General features: G+C 70.3%; 20 protein-coding genes. 12 read left to right on the top strand and 8 right to left on the bottom strand.

Annotation, left to right across the window (positions count from 1 at the left end):
* The first annotated feature begins 78 nt into the window (after positions 1 to 78).
* Together AB0472_RS14225 and AB0472_RS14220 are read left to right on the top strand one after the other, a co-directional pair.
* On the top strand, positions 79 to 306 hold the full coding sequence (locus AB0472_RS14225; protein WP_366356397.1) for a DUF5133 domain-containing protein: 228 nt from the start codon (positions 79 to 81) through the stop codon (positions 304 to 306).
* Between the two features lie 161 nt (positions 307 to 467).
* Positions 468 to 968 carry a MarR family transcriptional regulator gene (locus tag AB0472_RS14220; RefSeq protein WP_366356395.1) on the top strand — a complete coding sequence of 167 codons (501 nt, stop codon included), beginning with the start codon at positions 468 to 470 and terminating at the stop codon, positions 966 to 968.
* Positions 969 to 1,055: 87 nt separating this feature from the next.
* Here the strand turns inward: AB0472_RS14220 and AB0472_RS14215 are convergent, their stop codons facing one another.
* Entirely contained in the window at positions 1,056 to 2,228 is a 1,173-nt protein-coding gene (locus AB0472_RS14215) for a PP2C family protein-serine/threonine phosphatase (protein ID WP_366356393.1), read from the bottom strand.
* A 149-nt stretch (positions 2,229 to 2,377) separates the two neighbouring features.
* On the opposite strand from AB0472_RS14215, the gene AB0472_RS14210 reads away from it, so the two are divergent.
* The 3 genes from AB0472_RS14210 (at position 2,378) to AB0472_RS14200 (ending at position 4,190) form a co-directional block, all read left to right on the top strand.
* Positions 2,378 to 2,863 carry a MarR family transcriptional regulator gene (locus AB0472_RS14210; RefSeq protein WP_366356391.1) on the top strand — a complete coding sequence of 162 codons (486 nt, stop codon included), beginning with the start codon at positions 2,378 to 2,380 and terminating at the stop codon, positions 2,861 to 2,863.
* Positions 2,864 to 3,377: 514 nt separating this feature from the next.
* A complete protein-coding gene (locus AB0472_RS14205) occupies positions 3,378 to 3,761 on the top strand; it encodes an STAS domain-containing protein (protein WP_366356389.1) in 384 nt (127 codons plus the stop codon).
* A 129-nt stretch (positions 3,762 to 3,890) separates the two neighbouring features.
* Positions 3,891 to 4,190 (top strand): hypothetical protein, encoded by a 300-nt coding sequence (locus tag AB0472_RS14200; RefSeq protein WP_366356387.1) that lies wholly within the window; start codon positions 3,891 to 3,893, stop codon positions 4,188 to 4,190.
* A 238-nt stretch (positions 4,191 to 4,428) separates the two neighbouring features.
* Here the strand turns inward: AB0472_RS14200 and AB0472_RS14195 are convergent, their stop codons facing one another.
* Positions 4,429 to 5,859 (bottom strand): CHASE3 domain-containing protein, encoded by a 1,431-nt coding sequence (locus AB0472_RS14195; protein ID WP_366356385.1) that lies wholly within the window; start codon positions 5,857 to 5,859, stop codon positions 4,429 to 4,431.
* Between the two features lie 144 nt (positions 5,860 to 6,003).
* On the opposite strand from AB0472_RS14195, the gene AB0472_RS14190 reads away from it, so the two are divergent.
* On the top strand, positions 6,004 to 6,717 hold the full coding sequence (locus tag AB0472_RS14190) for a response regulator transcription factor (RefSeq protein WP_366356383.1): 714 nt from the start codon (positions 6,004 to 6,006) through the stop codon (positions 6,715 to 6,717).
* Here AB0472_RS14190 and AB0472_RS14185 read toward each other — a convergent pair.
* Positions 6,695 to 7,099 (bottom strand): response regulator transcription factor, encoded by a 405-nt coding sequence (locus AB0472_RS14185; protein ID WP_366356548.1) that lies wholly within the window; start codon positions 7,097 to 7,099, stop codon positions 6,695 to 6,697. The genes AB0472_RS14190 and AB0472_RS14185 overlap by 23 nt on opposite strands.
* Before the next feature lie 440 nt (positions 7,100 to 7,539).
* Between AB0472_RS14185 and AB0472_RS14180 the strand changes: the two genes are divergently transcribed.
* On the top strand, positions 7,540 to 7,941 hold the full coding sequence (locus AB0472_RS14180) for an STAS domain-containing protein (RefSeq protein WP_366356382.1): 402 nt from the start codon (positions 7,540 to 7,542) through the stop codon (positions 7,939 to 7,941).
* A gap of 61 nt (positions 7,942 to 8,002) precedes the next feature.
* Here the strand turns inward: AB0472_RS14180 and AB0472_RS14175 are convergent, their stop codons facing one another.
* From AB0472_RS14175 to AB0472_RS14165, 3 genes are all read right to left on the bottom strand, one after another.
* Entirely contained in the window at positions 8,003 to 8,866 is an 864-nt protein-coding gene (locus tag AB0472_RS14175; RefSeq protein WP_366356381.1) for an AraC family transcriptional regulator, read from the bottom strand.
* A gap of 36 nt (positions 8,867 to 8,902) precedes the next feature.
* The gene (locus tag AB0472_RS14170; RefSeq protein ID WP_366356379.1) at positions 8,903 to 10,486 is read right to left on the bottom strand and encodes an ATP-binding SpoIIE family protein phosphatase; all 1,584 of its coding nucleotides are present in this window, start codon (positions 10,484 to 10,486) and stop codon (positions 8,903 to 8,905) included.
* Between the two features lie 98 nt (positions 10,487 to 10,584).
* Positions 10,585 to 11,523, bottom strand: coding sequence for a PP2C family protein-serine/threonine phosphatase (locus AB0472_RS14165; RefSeq protein WP_366356378.1), 939 nt, complete (start codon positions 11,521 to 11,523; stop codon positions 10,585 to 10,587).
* Positions 11,524 to 12,205: 682 nt separating this feature from the next.
* On the opposite strand from AB0472_RS14165, the gene AB0472_RS14160 reads away from it, so the two are divergent.
* Together AB0472_RS14160 and AB0472_RS14155 are read left to right on the top strand one after the other, a co-directional pair.
* Positions 12,206 to 12,697 carry a hypothetical protein gene (locus AB0472_RS14160; RefSeq protein ID WP_366356377.1) on the top strand — a complete coding sequence of 164 codons (492 nt, stop codon included), beginning with the start codon at positions 12,206 to 12,208 and terminating at the stop codon, positions 12,695 to 12,697.
* Positions 12,691 to 13,122, top strand: coding sequence for a CorA family divalent cation transporter (locus AB0472_RS14155; protein ID WP_366356375.1), 432 nt, complete (start codon positions 12,691 to 12,693; stop codon positions 13,120 to 13,122). Before AB0472_RS14160 ends, AB0472_RS14155 begins: the two co-directional genes overlap by 7 nt.
* 112 nt (positions 13,123 to 13,234) lie before the next feature.
* Here AB0472_RS14155 and AB0472_RS14150 read toward each other — a convergent pair whose 3' ends face one another.
* A complete protein-coding gene (locus AB0472_RS14150) occupies positions 13,235 to 13,645 on the bottom strand; it encodes a metalloregulator ArsR/SmtB family transcription factor (protein ID WP_366356373.1) in 411 nt (136 codons plus the stop codon).
* A gap of 108 nt (positions 13,646 to 13,753) precedes the next feature.
* Here AB0472_RS14150 and AB0472_RS14145 point away from each other — a divergent pair, with 108 nt between their 5' ends.
* The 3 genes from AB0472_RS14145 to AB0472_RS14135 are packed head-to-tail and all read left to right on the top strand — an operon-like array spanning position 13,754 to position 16,760.
* Positions 13,754 to 15,727, top strand: coding sequence for a heavy metal translocating P-type ATPase (locus tag AB0472_RS14145; RefSeq protein WP_366356371.1), 1,974 nt, complete (start codon positions 13,754 to 13,756; stop codon positions 15,725 to 15,727).
* A complete protein-coding gene (locus tag AB0472_RS14140; RefSeq protein WP_366356369.1) occupies positions 15,724 to 16,131 on the top strand; it encodes a (2Fe-2S) ferredoxin domain-containing protein in 408 nt (135 codons plus the stop codon). The genes AB0472_RS14145 and AB0472_RS14140 overlap by 4 nt, the downstream gene beginning before the upstream one ends.
* A gap of 35 nt (positions 16,132 to 16,166) precedes the next feature.
* Complete coding sequence (locus tag AB0472_RS14135) at positions 16,167 to 16,760, top strand: cation transporter (RefSeq protein WP_366356367.1); 594 nt, start codon at positions 16,167 to 16,169, stop codon at positions 16,758 to 16,760.
* Positions 16,761 to 16,974: 214 nt separating this feature from the next.
* Here the strand turns inward: AB0472_RS14135 and AB0472_RS14130 are convergent.
* Positions 16,975 to 18,119 (bottom strand): PP2C family protein-serine/threonine phosphatase (locus tag AB0472_RS14130; protein WP_366356366.1); only part of this gene is annotated, 1,145 nt, incomplete at its 5' end.

Below are 18,119 nucleotides of genomic sequence, written 5' to 3'. Positions count from 1 at the left end.
GGGGAATGAAGCGCGGCGGCCGGGGCAGACGGGCCGCTGCATGATCCACGCGAACGGTTGACAGGCAGGAGACCCGCGATGCTCATGGCACACCCCGCCGTACTGACGGACCTGATGGAACAGTACGAGACACTGCGCACCCTCCATGCGGACGAGGGCGACGAGGCGGTACGCCGCCGGATGGCCGACGTCGCCTACACGCTGTGCGTGGCGACCGGCACCAGCGACATCGACGCCGCCCTCGTCGTGGCCCGGTACCGCCTGCCCGGCGCCCGCGTCGAGGACGACTCCCTCCTGTCCGCCTGACGGCTGGGGACCGGGGCCCCGTCCCGCGCGGCGACTCGTGCAGATGCTGTGCAGGCCGCGGCGGTGGCGGGGCGGCGGGGCGTGGACGGCCGCCGGTCGGGTACCGCGAGGGAACAAAGGTGGTACCTGCATGGACGGGCGATGTCGGAAAGCGAAGCCTCGTGACTGGTCTCAGTGGTGCCGGGAGCGGCCGATCGAGCGGCCCGCAGGACGGCCTCACGGCACTGGCCGTGTCGATGGCCGACGCCGTCGATGGCCTCACGACCCTGTGGTCGGTCGCCGCGCAGGGCGCGAGCGTGCGGCTGTCGCCGCATCAGCTGCGGGCCCTGCGGACCATGGCGGGCGAACCGGGGCTCAACCTCACCGCCCTGGCCGTGCGGATGGACATCGGGCTGCCCGCCGCCAGCCGGCTGTGCGACCGGCTGGCGGCGGCCGGTCTGCTGGAGCGGGAGCTGCACCCGCGTAACCGGCGCGCGGTGCGACTGCATGTGACGAGGCAGGGCCGGCAGGCCCTCGACGAGGTGGCGTGCCGCAGGTCACAGAGGCTGGCCGTCGCCCTCGGCGCCATGGAGCCGGCCGATCTCGAGGCCCTCGATCGCGGGCTCAGGGGGTTTGTGGCCGCCCTGGACGGCGGCACGAGGGACGAGGACGGAACCGGCTGACGTACGCGGACACGTGCGCGAGGCCGTTCCCCGCGCACGGCTGCCGCCGGGCGCCCGGGAACGCGGGCGCCGCCCCACGTCACCGCGTCACGGCTGCTTCCGCCCCCGCCAGTCCAGGCACACGACCAGGGCGTCGTCGTCCGCCACGACGGCATCGCCGCGATGTCCCGCCAGCTCGCGCAGAATGGCGCGCGGCACTTCGGCGGCGGGCAGCAGCCGGGTGGACTGGATGGCCCGGGCGAGGGCCCGCTCGCCGTACGTCTCGCCCTTCGGGGAGTGCACCGCGTGCACGCCGTCGCTGACGAAGATGAGCCGGTCCCCGGGCTCGACGGCGAAGTCCTGCGCCACGTAGTCCGTCTCCTCGAACATGCCCAGGGGCAGCTGGGCCTCGAAGGGCACGCGCTCGACAGCGCCGGCGCGCAGCCGCAGCAGCTGCGGGGAGCCGGCGTCCACCACGCTCGCCCGCCCCGTCGCCAGGTCGAGGTCGAGCATCAGGACGGACAGGTACCGGCGGCCCCGGTAGTGGGCGTAGACGGCCTGGTCGGCCAGGGCCGCCTGGTCCTCGATGGCGATTCCGGCGCGCCGCGCGTTGCGCAGGGCGTTGACGGCGAGGTTGGTCAGCAGGGCCGCCTCTATGCCCTCGCCCATGCCGTTCGTGACGTACAGCATCAGCTGGTCGGACGTGCCCGACCAGTCGAAGTTGTCCCCGAAGACGGCGTAGGCCGGTTCCAGCTGGCAGGCCAGGTCGTACTCCGGGCGGGAGCAGGAGCGGCCGGGCAGCAGGTGCCACTGCATCTCCGCGGCCAGGGTGAGCCGGTCCCTGCGCCGGGCCTGGAGGTACAGGTCCGTGTCGCGCTCGGCCACGACCACCTCGTGCGCCAGCGCGTCGGCGATCTCGGCGAGCTCCGCGACGCAGTCGGGGGTCGCCTCGCTGCCGTTCAGGGTCACGGAGAGCACGCCGAGGCGGTCCCCGCGCACGCTCACCGGCAGATGGACCCGGGCGGGCCGGCCCCGGCCGTCCTCGCAGTACGGCGCCTGCGAGCCGAAGGCCCGGCCCGCCGGGCTGCCGTGCACCGGGATCGGCGCCAGGTTGTGCGGCGCCACCGACACCGGCTGAAGCACCGTCAGGCTGTAGTCGGCCATGAACAGCTCGGCGTCCGCCGCGTCGTATCGCTCGGTCAGCAGGGCGCGGACGGCGTCCAGCAGTTCGTGGGGAGCCGCTGTGCGCAGGGCGCGTTCAGCGGTTTCGATTCTGTTCACGATGGGGGGTGCACCATTCTTTCTCCTGACAACGTGCGGGCCGGGCGGCGGCGCCGGGCTCCGTGCGGATCCGCGTCCGTCGTACCTAGGTGTCCATGGCCGGTGGCGGCTGCTAGTACGCTGAGAGGCGCCCCAGTGCCTGCGAGAGTGTGACCGTGACTGCCTTCCGCCGCCGCCCCGAGCCCGAAGAGGTCGCACGCGTGACCACGCGGGCCGTCGAGCTGCTGGAGGTCGTCTGGGGGCGGGCGTCGACCGCGCCCACCTCGGCCTCCCAGCTGCGCGTGCTGCACATCCTCGAGCACCACGACGGCATCAACCTGCGGACGCTCGCCGAGTTCCTCGCCTCCACCCCGCCGTCGACGAGCCGGCTCTGTGACCGGCTGCAGGCCGCGGGGTTCCTCGAGCGCGTGGTGAGCCCGGAGGACCGGCGCGAGGTACGGCTCCATCTCAGCGCCCGGGGGCGCATCTTCCTCGCCGATCTGCGCGCTCGCCGGGAGGGCGAGTTGCAGAAGGTGCTGGCCGACATGCCCGCGGCCCAGCGAGTCGCCCTGCTGGAGGGCCTGGAGGCGTTCTGCGCCGCCGCGGCCACGCAGATACACGACGAGGCTCCGGACTCCGACAGCCGGACCGCCTGAGGATCCTTCACGGCACCGGTGCCACCACCGCTTCACGGCGATGGCGGGCGGTGCCCGGAGCGGTCTCCGTCCACCGGATCATTCCAGGTCCTTCCCCGTGTACGTCCGACGCGGCTACTCTGTTGCCTCATGGCTATTGTTGTCAAACGGCAACTGTTCTTCGGATTCTCCTCACTTCCTTCCGTGACCTCCTGTCGGCGCGGTCCGCGGCTACCGTGCGGTACGCCCGGAACACCGGGGGCGCGCGCGTGATCGGAAGCGTGTCCGGGCACGCGACCCGGGCGCGGCGCGCTCGCGACGGCCGTGTCTCCGCGGTGGCCGTGCCGGCCCGCCTCACGCCGCCGTCGCGCTGTCGCGTCCGCCCGTCGGCGAACCCGACAGCCATCCGTGTACCCGCCGAGAGGGACCGCATGACGATCGTCGCCCAGGCTGTGGCGATTTCCCCGGGAAGCGGCCCGGCCGTCCGGTCCGGCCCCACCGGTCCCACGGGGACCGGCGACGTGAGGATGGCGCCATGCACCCGGCTCCCGACCTGAGCGTGCGCATCGACCGCCGTGCGCAGGTCTTCGTGCTCACTGTGCGCGGCGAGGTCGACTACGACGACGCCGGTGCCTTCGAGCGGGCCTGGGAGGCGGCCGACCGGGCGGCGATGCCCGTCACGGCCGTGGACCTCGCCGACGTCACCTTCGCCGACAGCATGCTGCTCAACGCGCTGATCCGGGCCCGGCACCGCCACCGGGCCGACGGCAGGACCCTCGTGCTGGTCGGCCCGCTGCGGGCCGCCGTGAGCCGGCTCCTGGAGATCAGCGGCACCGCGGAGCTCTTCACCGTCACGGACGTCCGTCCCGGCGGAGACGGCGCGGATCGTCATCGCGGAGGCGGCGCGGACCCGTCATGAAAGGCAGCCGTCACGACCACTGCCGGATGCCCGCGTCCGGCTGCCTTCCGCATGCTGCGATAAATTGCGCAAAAGCCTCTGAACCGGTACTTCGGATCAGCTTCCCTGGACCTCGACGCCATCACCGAAGTGATCCGGCGACCGCCCGAGCGGCCGGGCACGGTGTGGCACGAGGGTGACGCCCGGCTGGCAGGCGGGACGTGGCTCTGGTACGACGCCTACTCCGTCTACACGAACACCGTCCCGAGCGGGGCGCTGCGCGGCTACGGCAAGGAGGCGCCGCCACCGTCCCTCCGGGACAGGACCTCCCTCGCCTTCCGGGGCGGCCTGTACCCGACCGTCGTACTGCTGACGCTCGCGCTGTCCCCCTGCACCTGCCGCTCCGGACCGGCCTGCTCGTGGGCAACCTGCTGTCGAGCTTCGTCGTGAGCTTCCTGGTCAAGCCCTCCTACGTGGACCCGCTGCTCGGCCGCCGGCTGCGACCGCCCCGGACGAACCGCCGGCCAGGACCAACCTCCGCGGTCTCGTCGTCGTCGCGGCGGCGATGGTCTTCCGGGCCGCCGTCGTCCGCCTCGTCACGGTCCGGTGGTGGACCCTGCCCCGACCGGCGCCTGCCGACCGGAGCCGCGGAGTCCGGCTTCGGCTGCCGCCGCCTCCCACGGGCCGGTCAGTCCGCGGAGGGGGCCGGCGGGGGGAGGCCATGGGGAGGTGAGGGATCCGCCGGCTGCGCCTCGGTCAGGGGAAGGCGTGCTCGCAGAGTGGTACCTCCCCCTGCGGGGCTGTGGAGGTCCAACCTGCCGCCGAGGGCCCTTACCCGGTCGGTGAGGCCGACCAGCCCCGAGCCACTCCCCGTTGCGGCGCCTCCGACGCCGTCGTCGTGAACGGACAGGCACAGGACGCCGGGGCCGGTCCTCGCCCAGACATGGCCGTAGGACGCGCGGGCATGCTTCGCGGTGTTGGTCAGCGCCTCGGACACGACGTAGTAGGCCGCCACCTCGACGGGCTCCGGCAGCCTTCGTGGAACATCCACGTCGAGTTCCACCGGAACCGGTGAGCGGCGGGCCAGAGCCCTGAGCGCGGGGGCCAGGCCTCCCCGGGTGAGGACCGCCGGATGAATGCCACGGGAGAGCTCGTGCAGGTCGTCCAGTACCGCTTTCAGGGACTCGGCGGCCCGGGAGATCCTGGCCCTCAGTTCCCGTTGGTCCGCAGGGACCGTGCTCCCGGCCACTTGCAGTTCCAGCAGAAGGGCCACCAACCGCTGTTGGGTGCCGTCGTGCAGATCGCGTTCGATGCTGCGCCGCGCCTGATCGGTGGCGGCGAGAATCCTGGATCGGGACGTGGACAGTTCCGCATGGCTCTTCTCCAGCGAGTCGGCCATGCGATTGAAGCTGCGCTCCAGGAGCCCGATCTCACCGACCGCTGTTTCCGGTGTGCGGGCGGTCAGCTCCCCGTTGGCGAGTTGGTCGGCCATGGCGGCGGTCCGGCGCACGGGACGCACGATTGCCCTGATGACGTAGCCTGCGACTCCGATGGTGGTCACCACCGATCCGGTCAGACCGGCGATGGTGGCGGCGACAGCCTGGTCTGTGGGCGTCGCGGCATGTGCCTCCCTTTCCTTGGCCATATTCTGCTCGGTGGCGACGAGGTCGTGAAACCCGTCCAGAATCACCTGGAAACGGCGGTTGTCCTCTCCGCTCAGGACGGACCGCTCGCTCAGGGAACGGTCGTGCTCCGCGGCGTTCGCCAAAGGCGTGGAGTATTCCCTGATGTATGCGGTGCACATGTTCTGGATCCACTCCGCTTGGGCCAGCTGTCCAGGGCTGTTTGCGGTGAGACTCCTGAGCTTGCCGGCCTCCTTGGGGAAGGCGGCCACGGAATCCTGCCAGCGCTTGACGTACCGCGGCTGTCTGGTCAGGGCATAGCTGTGCAAGTCCGTCTCGAAATCGAGCACCTGTTGCTCTGCCTGGCTCGCCACTATGCGCACCTCTTCCGACTGCTGTGCGAGCCGGTGTACGGCGCGCAGGTCGACGACCGAGTGCAACAGGATGGCGAAAGCCGTGCCGATGGGGAGCACGAGGAGGCTGCTTGCGACGATCAAGCGGCTTACCAGACCTCTGTGCCCGCCGGTTTTCCGGATTCGGGAGGCGCGTGGATGCACTGATACCTCCCTGTCGCTGAGACAGGTTCTGCACGAACCTCTCACAGCGTGCTCGCTGGACGAGGCTCAAGGACAATGTTGAACATGAGCTCAGGAAGCTCGGGGGCCGGCGTCGGCAGTCGGCCGAGCGAGGGCGGACCGGCCCTGACGCACCTGCGCGTCGTCCTCGCCGACGACGACGTCCTCCTTCGTGAGGGTCTGGCCAGCCTGCTCCAGCGCGCGGGCTGCGCGGTTCTGGGGAAGGCCGCCGACGCCGTCCAGTTGCTCGACCTGGTACGGAGCGTCACGCCGGATCTGGTGATACTGGATATCCGGATGCCGCCCGGACAGGCGACCGAAGGTCTGGACGCAGCCCGCACCATCCGCCAGGAGTTCCCCGACATGGGCATCCTGGTTCTCTCCGCGTATGTCGAGGTGGAGAGCGCGTTGGAACTGCTTGACCGCGGACACGGTATTGGTTACCTGCTCAAGAGCCGCGTCAGTGACGTCCAGGACTTCCTGGAAGCGATGCGGCGGGTCGCCAGGGGTGGGTCGGCGCTGGATCCTGCCCTGGTGCAGGAACTGGTGTCCGCCCGTCGCAGGGAGGATCCGCTGGCCGCACTCAGCACGCGGGAACGCGAGGTGCTGGAGTTGATGGCCGAGGGCCGCTCCAATGCCGGCATCGCGCACCGCTTGTGGGTCACCGAAGGAACGGTGGAGAAGCATGTACGTAATATCTTGGCGAAGCTGAACCTTCCGGAGACCGAGGACGACCACCGTCGTGTGCGGGCGGTCATCACGTTTCTGGAGGCCAGGTGATCGAACGGTCATGGTGATCCTCGTCCGCTGCGGCGAGCAGAGCGCGAATGGCATTGCCCGACAGAGTGGCTTTCGCCAGGAAGCCGACTGCGGCACTCTCCTCGATCATGCCTGAGTATTCGTCCTCTGCGTGGACGGAAACCAAAATGACCCGCGGCGGCGACGGGCCGGTCTCGAGTCGCATTCGGCCGGCCAGCTCCAGGCCGCATTCGCCGCCCAGATCGATGTCGACCAGTGCCACGTCCGGCTTGAGTTGCTCGGCCTGCCGCAGTGCCTGAGCGCTGTCGGATGCCATACCCACGACCTCTACGCCCTGGACCTTGAGCAGACAGCGAGCGGCTCGGAGGAAGTGGGGACAGTCATCGACGATTATGCAACGCATCGTGTATCCAGACTCCCGGGGGGTGCCCGCTCTCGGAGCGGAACCGCCCGCGGCAGGCGATGAGGTTCGTGCGAGGAACTCGGCGTCGCGGCGCAGCCGATGCGGGTCCACGAGCGCCTCCAAGTCCCCGACGGCGGGAATGCCGTCGGGCACGGCTGGTCCTGCCTCTCGAAGGCAGGCGACGCAGTCACAACGGTTGTCTGGAAGTGAACTCCCGGGTTGAGCAGCCGCGCTTTCGGCTATGTGTCCGTCAATTCCACCACAGCGAAGACGGGAGAGGGAAGAACGATCCTGCCAAGTGCGTGCATGATACTGGCGACTTGCTGCCTGGTAGTGCTGGCAGGTAAGAGCGAATGGGTGCTGACTGCCATGACGACGGCGTGGCTCTGTCCATAGCTTTGACGTGTTCGTCAATGCCTCACTCGTAGAGGAGAAAGTACGTGCCAGCCGTCTGTACCCTCTTTGTCGGAACTCGGCCCGTCCTGGTGACTGCCGCCGGTGAATTGGATGTTGCCACCGCTGCCCACACCGAGGCGATCTTCACCGCCGCGAGCAGCGGCACCCGCCCCGAGGTCGTCATCGACCTGAGGCAGGTCACCTTCCTGGACTGCGCAGGAGCACGTCCGCTGACCGCCGCCGCCCGCCGCATCCATGCGGCCGGGGGTCGGCTGACGCTGCTAGCCGATCATCCGATGGTCGTCAAAGTGCTGCGCTTCAACCAGTTGATTCCTCATAGCGCGTCGTCGACCGGCGGCGCCGACCCGGCTCACCATCCACCCGCATACCCCCCGGCGCCGCGGCTCTGCGACCACCGCTGCCGACCGTTGGCGGAGGAGCGCTGACCGAGTCGCCCGTCACTGCCGGGCCGCGGCGGCGGCCCGGCGGAAGGCGATGAAAGTCAGATCACGGTGTATCGCGCCCTGGAGAGGTCCCGAACATTCTTCGGTAGTCCCGGTGGAACTGGGACGGGCTTTCGTAGCCGACGCGGTGAGCGATTGCCGTGACGCTCCCCGCGCGAGCCCGCAGAAGTGTACGAGCGGTTTGCAGACGTATCGTCTTCTGAAACTGAATCGGTGTGGTCGACGTCGCTGCGCGGAAGTGCCGGTGGAACGAGGACGTACTCATGCTGGACAGACGTGCGAGGTCGGTGACGTTGAGCGGTTCCTTGTAGTGTCCGCGGATCCGGTCGATGGCCCGGGTGATGTGCGCGATGCTGCTGTTGGCCAGGCCGATCTGCCGAATGACGCCGCCTTGGTTTCCGGTGATCAGCCGCCAGAGGATCTCGCGTTGGTATGCCGGGCCGAGAACTCGCAGGTCGTCGGGGCAGCGGGCGGCCCGCAGCAGTCGTACGACGGGTTCGAGCAGCTTTGGCGTGGCGTCCGCGACGAAGAACTCCCTTCCGGCGGGGGGCGTGCCCGCCTCGTCCGTCTCGAGCAGCAACGACGCGATGGCCTGCGGCCGGAGGCCCATGATGAAGACCGTGAGCGGTCGGTCACGGTCTGCCTGGATGACCTGGCTGGTCGACGGCAGGTCGAGCGAGGCGATCACGTACTTCCCGGCACCGTAGTCGTACGGTTCGCCGTTCAGCACTGTGCGCATGGTGCCCTGGGCCACGATCGCCAGGGTGGGTCCGGGCACGGGGGCAACGACCGGCGGAGTCGGCTCGTTCACGACCGCAACGGCCACGCCGTCGACAACCGTGGCTTTGCGGCCGCCGATCCCCACGTGTTGAACGATCAGCGTGTGCAGCTCCTGCAGAAGCTTCATCCTCAACCTCCGAACACGACGAGGTTCAGCAGAGGGCTAGGCGACCGAGTCTGCCGAGGTGGTGTGGTGGTCGCTCGGGTGTTCCGGTGTGGGAAGTTCTTCTTCCGCCCAGATGGTCTTGCCGTGGGAATGGTGGCGTGTGCCCCAGCGCGTGGTGAGCTGAGCGACGATGAACAGCCCCCGGCCGCTCTCGTCGAAGGTGCGGGCCCGCCGCAGATACGGGGAGGCGTTGCTGCCGTCGGAGACCTCGCAGGTCAGTCCGGCGCCGTGTCGGATCAGGCGCAGTCGGACAGGAGGCTGACCATGGCGGATCGCGTTGGTGACGAGCTCGCTCGCGATCAGCTCCATGGTGGGTGCGGCCTCGTCAAGTCCCCATGCGGCGAGCTTCCCTGAGATGTGCTTACGAGCTTGCGAGACGGCCGCGAGATCGGCTGAGAGCTCCCAGGCACCGACATTGCTGCCGTCGAAGGCATGTGTGCGGGCCGCGAGGACGTCGGCGTGGACATACCGCCCACCGGACACGAGGGCGTCGAGGGCCCGGCGGCAGAGGGCGTCCAGGCCGCGCTGGGATCCGGCGACCGCCTCCGGCGACGCAGTCCCACCGGACCGGGCTGCCCGTTCAGGTGTGCCGGGGGTGTGCGCGTACAGCAGGAGCACACTGCCTTCGGGGAGCGCGACCTCGGTGGTCTCCGCGGGCGGTCGGGCAAGTCCGAGCGGCAGGCCGACAGGAACCTCCACGGTGGTGGCCCGGCCGTCGGGCCTGATCACGGTCGGCGCGGGATATCCGGCGCTGGCGAGGGTGCAGCGCGCGGAGACGGGGTCGTAGACGGCATACAGACAATGGGTGGTGGTCCCGGCCGCGCCCCCGTCGTGCCCGCCCATGTCGTGCTGGGGCCGCAGCCGGGTGAGTACGTTCTCCAGGTGGGTGAGGAGTTCATCCGGTTGCAGGTCGATGTCGGCCAGTGTGCGTACCGCGGTGCGGAGTTCGGTGGTGATTCCGGGCGAGTAGCTCCCGGGGCCGGTGACGGATCCTGCGACCAGTGCGACCCGGGCGCCTGGCAGTGGTATGACGTCGAGCCAGTGGGTTTTGGGCGCGGCTGTGCTGTTGTCGGCCACGCCGGAACCGGCAAGCTCCACCGCCGCGGGCTGCGGCAGCGGGGACGGCTGCTCGTCCGTCACCGAGAACGGAAGCACGTCGCCGGGTGCGCCGTCTGCGGGGTGTCTCGCCTCTGAGGTGATTGCCGGACTGTCGACACTGACCGCGGCCTGTTCCGCCCGGGTGCAGTGCCGGCGTTGCAGACGCAGGCGGGTCCGGCAGATCACAAGGCTCAGGCCGAAGGACAGCGCCGTGGCGGAGATCACGACTGCACGGGCTCCTTCGGAGACCCCGTGGATCGCCAAGCCGTAGACGGCCGCACTGGCCACCAGGGTCGCGCCCCCGATGCAGAGGGTCCGGCGAACGGGGAGCAGGGCGGCGGCCACGAGGGGGACCAGCACCGAGTAGTCGGACCAGCGGACCAAGCCACCGGCGGAGACGCCCAGTTGGACCGCGCATATGGCGCTCAGGTAGAGGACGAGCAGCGAGCTCGGCTGGCACAGCAGCCGACGTACGGCAGCCATCTTTGTCACTGTCCCTTCAGTGTTGGCCTCGGGTGCAAGGCACAGGGCCCTGTCGTCCGCGACGGGCGACCCGCCGATGCGGATGCCTCTGATGCGGCTCATGCGGCGGCCTCCGGGGAATCGGACGCGTGGGCAGGGCAGTGGACGGCCACCATGGCGAGGTCGTCGTCCAGGTGTTGACCCGCATAGCTGTCGAGATCACGGCTGATGTGTTGCAGCAGGCTGTGCGGGCAGCACCAGGCCCAAGTGGCAGCACGCTCGAGGACGGGGTAGAACGTCCCGGCGGCGTCGCGGGCTTCGACGAGTCCGTCGGTGTAGAGCAACAAGGTGTCGCCTGGAAAGAACGCGAACGTGTGGGAAGGGAATTCCTCAGCCGTGCTGCCGGCCAGTCCGAGTGGCGGAGCAGGCCGGTCCACACACAGGCGGGTCACGCCGCCGCGTCGCCTGAGCAGCGGCGGAGGGTGTCCGCAGCTCATGACCCTGACGGTCTCCTCGGCGTCGGGAATCTCGACCAGGAGAGCGGTGATGAAGCGTTCCGCGCTGTTGGGGTCCCTCCCGCTCATCTCGGCCAGGTGCCTGCGGACGCTGCGTTCCAGGGAGGCCGCCAGCTTCGGGAGCGTCTCGTGTTCATGGGCTGCCTCGCGGAAGGCACCGAGCAGGGCGGAGGCGTCCTCGACGGCCGGCAAACCCTTGCCGCGGACGTCGCCTATGAGGAAACGGGTCGTACGGCCGGAGCGGACGGCGGCGTACAGGTCGCCGCCCACCAAGGCGTGCGCGGTGGCCGCCCGGTACATGGACGCGATGCGCAGCGAACCCAGTGTGTGCGGGATCGGCCGTAGCAGAACCCGCTGGGCCGCCTCGGAGACAGCGCGCACCTGGGTGAGTTCTCTCAGATCGCGATCGTGCAGCGCGCGAGCGGCGACGGCAGAGCCCGAGACCGCCAGCAGTGCGCCGATGTGTATGGGCAGCAACGGCGAGTGCACCAGACCGTCATGCCAGTCGATGAGGACCACTGCCGCACTGGCGGTGAGTGCCATGGCGATCGTGAATCGCACCCGTGCGACCGCCGCGGTACAGGTGGGGGCCGCCACGAGCAGTGGTGAGAGATGAATGGCCACAGGGGCGAGGGACGCCGAGAGGGTGATCGCGGCGATCAGCAGGAGAGGAAGCGCCAGGTGCGCTCGTGCGCGTCCTTGGTGCAGGAGGCTGTCAGGGCCAGGCACTGAGAATTCGCGAGCGAAGAGTTTCATGGGTGATCCTGCGAGGGTTGATCTCGTGGGCGCCTGGGACCCGGCGTCCCGGCCGCGCGTGATCGTCCGGTGCGCCACGGCGGAAACCGCCCTTGTCCTTACTGTCTCCTTGCCGCATTCTTGCCGTATAGCGGTAATTCATTTCCGCTATGCGGATTCCAATGTGCGCCGGGGTGCAGGGCCGGGTCAAGCGGAGACACCGCACATGGCATTACGGAATTCGAACGTCGGCTACCTCGCCGCCTCCGGGAGCCTCGGTGGCGGAGCCGGGTCTGCCGGAGCCGGGCGAGGGCGTATGGCGTCGGAGAAGTCGGCGACGGATCGGTGTGAGTCCGCAGGTCTGTAAATGACGGCCGCCCCCGGGTCAGCAGAAGGTCAGCATGAGGCAGGACGGTGTCCGGCATTCTGACCTGCGCCTACGGCAGGGGCCTCGTGCGCCGCCCATCGCCCTGCTCGGAAGGCTTGATGCGTGGTTCGACAGCTCGGCCGTGGGATGGGGGCGTTCTTCAAAGGGTGCGGTTGTTCCAGGCTGACCCGTTGCTCGCACCCGTACACGATTCGGTTCAGGGACGCCCTCGGCCAGCAGCGTGAAGAGGCCGGCTACGACACGCAGGACGACGCGATCGAGCGCCTTACGCAGATCTACGCGGAGAAAAAGAAGACGGCGCCGTCCGTTGCCGAGGCCCGCCGGGAACTCGGTCAGCAGACGGTCGCGGAATACGCGAAGCGGTGGCGGCCGCGGCAGCGGAGGATGACGGAGTACTCCACGGGCCGGCGCGTCGAAAGCTCCATCACCGTGCACAGGCCGCCCGGGACGAGGGTCGGTGAACCGGCTGCCGCGTACGGTACGTGCGGTGAGGGCCTGGCGGCGCGGGAAGTCGGGGCGGTCCTCGCCTGTCAGGATCAATGGGGGCGAAGCAGCATGATCTGGGTGCAAGACGCTCACCTCGGGCCGTGCTGACGCGCACCCGGCTGTATCACGACGGCAGTCTCGTCCTGGAGGGCTTTCCCGCCGGTGACGTTTCCGCGCATCTCGCCGATCCGGCGTCGGTCCTGTGGCTGGACCTGTACCGGCCCGGGTCTGCCCAGTTCACCATGCTCGGCCAGGAGTTCGGCATCCACGAACTGGCTCTGGAGGACGCCGCACAGCGTGGGCAGCGGCCGGAACTCGACCGCTGTCGGACCCACGAGTTCCTCAGCGCCTACGCCGTGACCGTCAGCCCGGACGGCGCGGAACTGTCCGACAGCGAGATCGCCGTATTCCTCACCAGTCGAACACCGGGAGTTCTTCGCGCACCGGCTCCGCTGTGGGTGCCGTTTCCGGTGATCGGCAGCGCCGGGCCGCACCCACGAGCCCGGGGACAGGTCCGCGCGCCATGGCCGTGACCATTGACCGTACGGCATCGAGCAGACGCACGCCGCCGCCGGCCCGGCTGTCCCTGACGGCCGCATGGGGCGATCTCTGGGGTCGTATCACGGGTGTCACCGTGCACCCGGCCTACTGGCCCGTCCTGCCGTCTCCCACGGCGATGGCGTCTTCGGGCTCCGGCTCGGCGGTGGTGTCGCTCAGGCCGAGGCGAAGGTGCTCGACGTGATACAGCGCCTGGTCGAGCAGTTCGCAGACGTGGTTGTCGTACAGGGAGTAGACGACGGAGCGGCCGTTGCGGGTGCCGACGACGAGGTCGAGGTTGCGTAGCAGGCGCAGCTGGTGGGAGCAGGCCGACTGTTCCATGCCGACCTCGGCGGCCAGTTCGGTCGCCGGGAGCGGGCCCTCGCGCAGGCGGGAGAGGATCAGCAGCCTTGAGGGGGTGGCCAGTGCCTGCAGCGTGGCGGCCACCTTCGCGGCGTTGTCCGCGGTGAGGCGGGTGCGCGGGACGCGGCTGGCGGGGGATGCGGCTCCATGACCCATGCGGCCATCGTACGCTCCCGAATGAACGCATGAATCAATGTTCATTCGTTCCTGTTACGGTGGTGGCGTTGGACGCTGTCCGTCCGTCTGTGAAGGAACCCTGTTTCGATGACTTCCACCCTCACGCGCCCAGCGCCCGCCGGGGACACGGTCCGTGACGCGGTGGCGCCCAGGCGCCGCACCCGGATCTTCGCGCTGCCCGACGCGCGCTGGGCGGCAGCCTCGCTGGTGCTGTTCCTGATCGCGCTGCCGCTGTACCTGCTGGGCGCACCGGCCTGGGCGTGGGGGCCGCTGTTCGCCCTCACCTACGCCAGTGGCGGCTGGCAGCCGGGCTGGGCGGGTCTTCAGGCACTGAAGGACAACACGCTGGACGTGGACCTGCTCATGGTGGTCGCCGCCCTCGGCGCGGCGGCGATCGGGCAGCTGCTGGACGGCGCGCTGCTGATCGTCATCTTCGCCACCTCCGGGGCACTGGAGGCGATCGCCACCGCCCGCACCGCCGACTCCGTGCGCGGTCTGCTGGACCTGGCGCCCGCGACCGCGACCCGCCTCGGTGACGACGGGGCCGAGGAGAGTGTGCCGAGCGAGCAGCTGGCGGTGGGCGAGGTGATCCTGGTGCGCCCGGGTGAGCGGATCGGCGCCGACGGCCGGGTGCTGGACGGGGCGAGCGAGGTGGACCAGGCCACCATCACCGGCGAGCCCCTTCCGGTCGTGAAGCAGGCCGGGGACGAGGTGTTCGCCGGCACGCTGAACGGCACCGGCGCGCTGCGGGTGAAGGTCGAGCGCGATCCGTCGGATTCGGTGATCGCCCGGATCGTGGCCATGGTCGAGGAAGCCTCCGAGACCAAGGCGCCCACCCAGCTGTTCATCGAGAAGGTCGAGCAGCGCTACAGCCTCGGCATGGTCGCCGCGACGGTCGCCCTGTTCGCCCTGCCGCTCCTGTTCGGTGCCGCGTTGCAGCCGACGCTGCTGCGGGCGATGACCTTCATGATCGTGGCCTCGCCGTGCGCGGTGGTGCTGGCCACGATGCCGCCGCTGCTGTCGGCGATCGCCAACGCCGGCCGTCACGGCGTGCTGGTCAAGTCCGCCGTGGTCATGGAGCGGCTCGGCCAGGTCGACCAGGTGGCGCTGGACAAGACCGGCACGCTGACCGAGGGCACCCCGCGCGTGACCGACATCCGCCCGCTGCCGGCCTCCGGCCTGGACGAGGACGCCCTGCTGCGCTACGCGGCGGCAGCCGAGCACCCCAGCGAGCACCCCCTCGCCCGTGCCGTCGTGGATGCCGCCCGCACCCTGAACCTGGACATCCCGCTGGTGGAGGACTTCACCTCCGCCCCCGGCACCGGGGTGAGGGCGAGGGTCGACGGCAAGGCCGTGGCGGTCGGCAGCCCCGCCCGGCTCCGCGGCGGCCGCGGTGACCACCCGGCCGCCGCGGTGGCCGCCCGGCTGGAGGACGAGGGCCGCACCGCCGTCCTGGTCGAGATCGAGGGCACCCCGGTCGGCGTGCTGGGCATCGCCGACCGGCTGCGCAAGGAGGCCGCCGCCACCGTCACCGCGCTGACCGGCCTGACCGGTCACCCGCCGGTGCTGGTCACCGGTGACAACCCGCGCACCGCCGCCCGCCTCGCGAGCGAGGTCGGCATCACCGACGTCCGAGCCGGTCTCCTGCCGCAGGACAAGGTCAGCGCCGTGCAGGAGCTGGAGCAGGCCGGGCGCAAGGTGCTGGTGGTCGGCGACGGCGTCAACGACGCCCCGGCCCTGGCCGCCGCTCACACCGGCATCGCCATGGGCCGCGCCGGCTCCGACCTCGCCCTGGAGACTGCCGACGCCGTCGTGGTCCGTGACGAGCTGGCCACCATCCCCACCGCCGTCGCGCTCGCGCGCGGGGCCCGCCGCCTGGTCGTGCAGAACCTCGTGATCGCCGGGACATTCATCACCGGCCTGGTCATCTGGGACCTGGCCGGCACGCTGCCGCTGCCCCTCGGTGTCGCCGGGCACGAGGGCTCGACCGTCATCGTCGGCCTCAACGGCCTGCGCCTGCTGGCCGACGCCGCCTGGCGCCGCGCAGGGAACGACCAGTGAGCCGCCGCACCCGCAAGGCTGCCCCCGCCGCGGCAGGGGCAGCCCGCTGCACGGTCACCGTCTGCCACGGCTGCTGCTGCGGAACCGCCAAGATCCCCGGCCTGGACCATGGCGCCCAGCTCGCCCAGCTGCGCCAGTCCCTCGCCGACACCGCGCAGGTGCGGGTGACCGGCTGCCTGGACGCCTGCGAGCACGCCAACGTCATCGTCATCCAGCCCTCCGCGGCCGGCCGCGCGGCGGGCGGGCGCCCGGTGTGGCTGGGCCTGGTCAACGACACCGACGCCGCAGCCGACATCGCCGCCTGGGTCGAGGCCGGCGGCCCGGGCCTGGCCGACCCGCCCGGCGTACTGGACCTGTACGCCTTCACCCCCTCCCGCCGCATCCGCCAGGCGCTGACAGACTGACCCCGCCGCCACCCCTTTTGCGAGGACCAACGACCATGACGACGCTGCCCGCCACGGCCCGGACCGCCTTGCTGCGACGTGGCTTCGCCCTGGAGTACACCACCCTGGGCTGGAACGTGATCGGCATCGTGGTCCTCGCGATCGCCGCGATCAACGCCCGCTCGGTCGCACTGGCCGGCTTCGGCCTGGACTCCCTCATCGAGATCGGCGCCTCCACCGTGGTGATCTGGGAACTGTCCGGCACCGGCGAGGACCGCCAGCGCAAGGCGATGCGCCGGATCGGCATCGCCTTCATCGCGCTCGCGGCCTACCTGCTGGTGCAGTCGACCTGGGTCCTCGCCGCCGGCTTCCACGCCCACCACAGCGCCACCGGCATCGCCTGGACCGCGATCACCGCCGCGGTGATGTTCGCCCTCGCCGCCGGCAAGGCCCGCACCGGCACCGCCCTGGACAACCCCGTGCTCAAGACCGAAGGCCGGGTCACCCTCGTCGACGGCCTCCTGGCCACCGCGGTCCTGCTCGGACTCGTTCTCAATGCCGCCTTTGGGCTCTGGTGGGCAGATCCGCTCGCCGGTTACGTGATCGTCTACTACGGGATCAAGGAAGCGCGAGGCGCCCTGACCCACTGAAACCGCCGCGCCAGGACCATCGAAGGACTCTCGACATGCGTCGGCCCCCCCCGCTTCGCCGGGGGCCGACGTGTCGCACTTCCAGACCTCCAGTTCAAAGAAGCCGACCCTGCCGCCGGGTACGTCCTGACGTTCCGTCGTGGAAGGAAGGGCGAGACGCGGGCAGCAACGAGCCGAGCGTCTGGCACCGGCCGGGGGAGGGCCCTGGTCACCGCTACTGCTTCGTGCGGCCGGCTGAAGCCTGCTGGGTGTCCGCGCCGGAGCTGACGTGCCGCAGGGTCTGCTGGGGGCCGTGCCAGTCCAGGCACATCACGGTGGCATCGTCTGCGAGCCGGCCCCCGGCGGCGTCCCGGACCGCGGACGTCAGCGTCAGCGCCGCCTCCCGCGGGTGCAGATCCCGGGTGCGCTTCAGGAGGGCGAGCAGGTCGACCTCCTCCCCATGGCGTTCGAGCATGCCATCGGTCACCATGAGCAGACGGTCACCGGGGCGCAGGTCGAGGTCCTGGACACGGTAGGGGTGAGGCACGGAGACGGGCAGCCCGAAGGGGTGGTCCACCTCGCAGGTGATCGCCTCCGCTTTCCCGTCGCGCACGCGCAGTGGCCAGGGGTGGCCGGCGTTGACGAGCCGGGCGCGGCCGGTGTGGAGGTTGATGCGCAGCAGTTGCCCGGTGGCGTGACCGTGGCCGTGATCGGTCAGGGCCCGGTCGGCCCGGTGGGCCTGCTCGGCCAGACCGGCACCTGCGCGACGGGCGCCGCGCAGGGCGCCCACCAGTACGGTGGCGGCAAGGGCGGAATCGATGTCGTGGCCCATGGGGTCGGTCACCGACACGTGCAGGGTGTCGCGGTCCAGCGCGTAGTCGAAGGTGTCGCCGCTGAGGTCTTCCGAGGGCTCCAAGCTCCCGCACAAGGTGAACTGCGCAGCCTCGCACGACAGTGACGGGGGAAGTAGCTGGTACTGGATTTCAGCCGCCAGTGTGGGGGGCCTGGAGCGTTTGCCCCAGGTGTAGAGGTCGGTGAAGCGTCCGTTGGCGATCACGATGTAGGCCAGGATGTGTGCGGCTTCACCGACCTCGTCGAGGACGTCGTCGCCGGGATCGGCGGGCAGGAGCAGTTCCAGCAGTCCGATGGCGTCCCCCCGGTTGGTGACCGGCACGATCACCCGCTGTCCCTGGCCGGTCCTCTCCTGGTACAGCCGCTGGGTACGGATCACCTGCTCGTAGACGCTGCCGGACATGGGAATCCGCTCCGCTTCCCGCCCACCCTCCGCACCGGCGGCCGTGGCCAGCCGCGCCACCGCCTTGCCCGTCAGGTCCACGATGAGGAATGACACCTTCGTGGCGCAGAAACGCCGCCGGAGGT

Origin of the sequence: Streptomyces sp. NPDC086777 (assembly GCF_040702065.1) — a bacterium.
In the GTDB taxonomy this organism is placed as follows: domain Bacteria; phylum Actinomycetota; class Actinomycetes; order Streptomycetales; family Streptomycetaceae; genus Streptomyces.
This window is presented reverse-complemented; position numbering and strand designations above follow the sequence as displayed.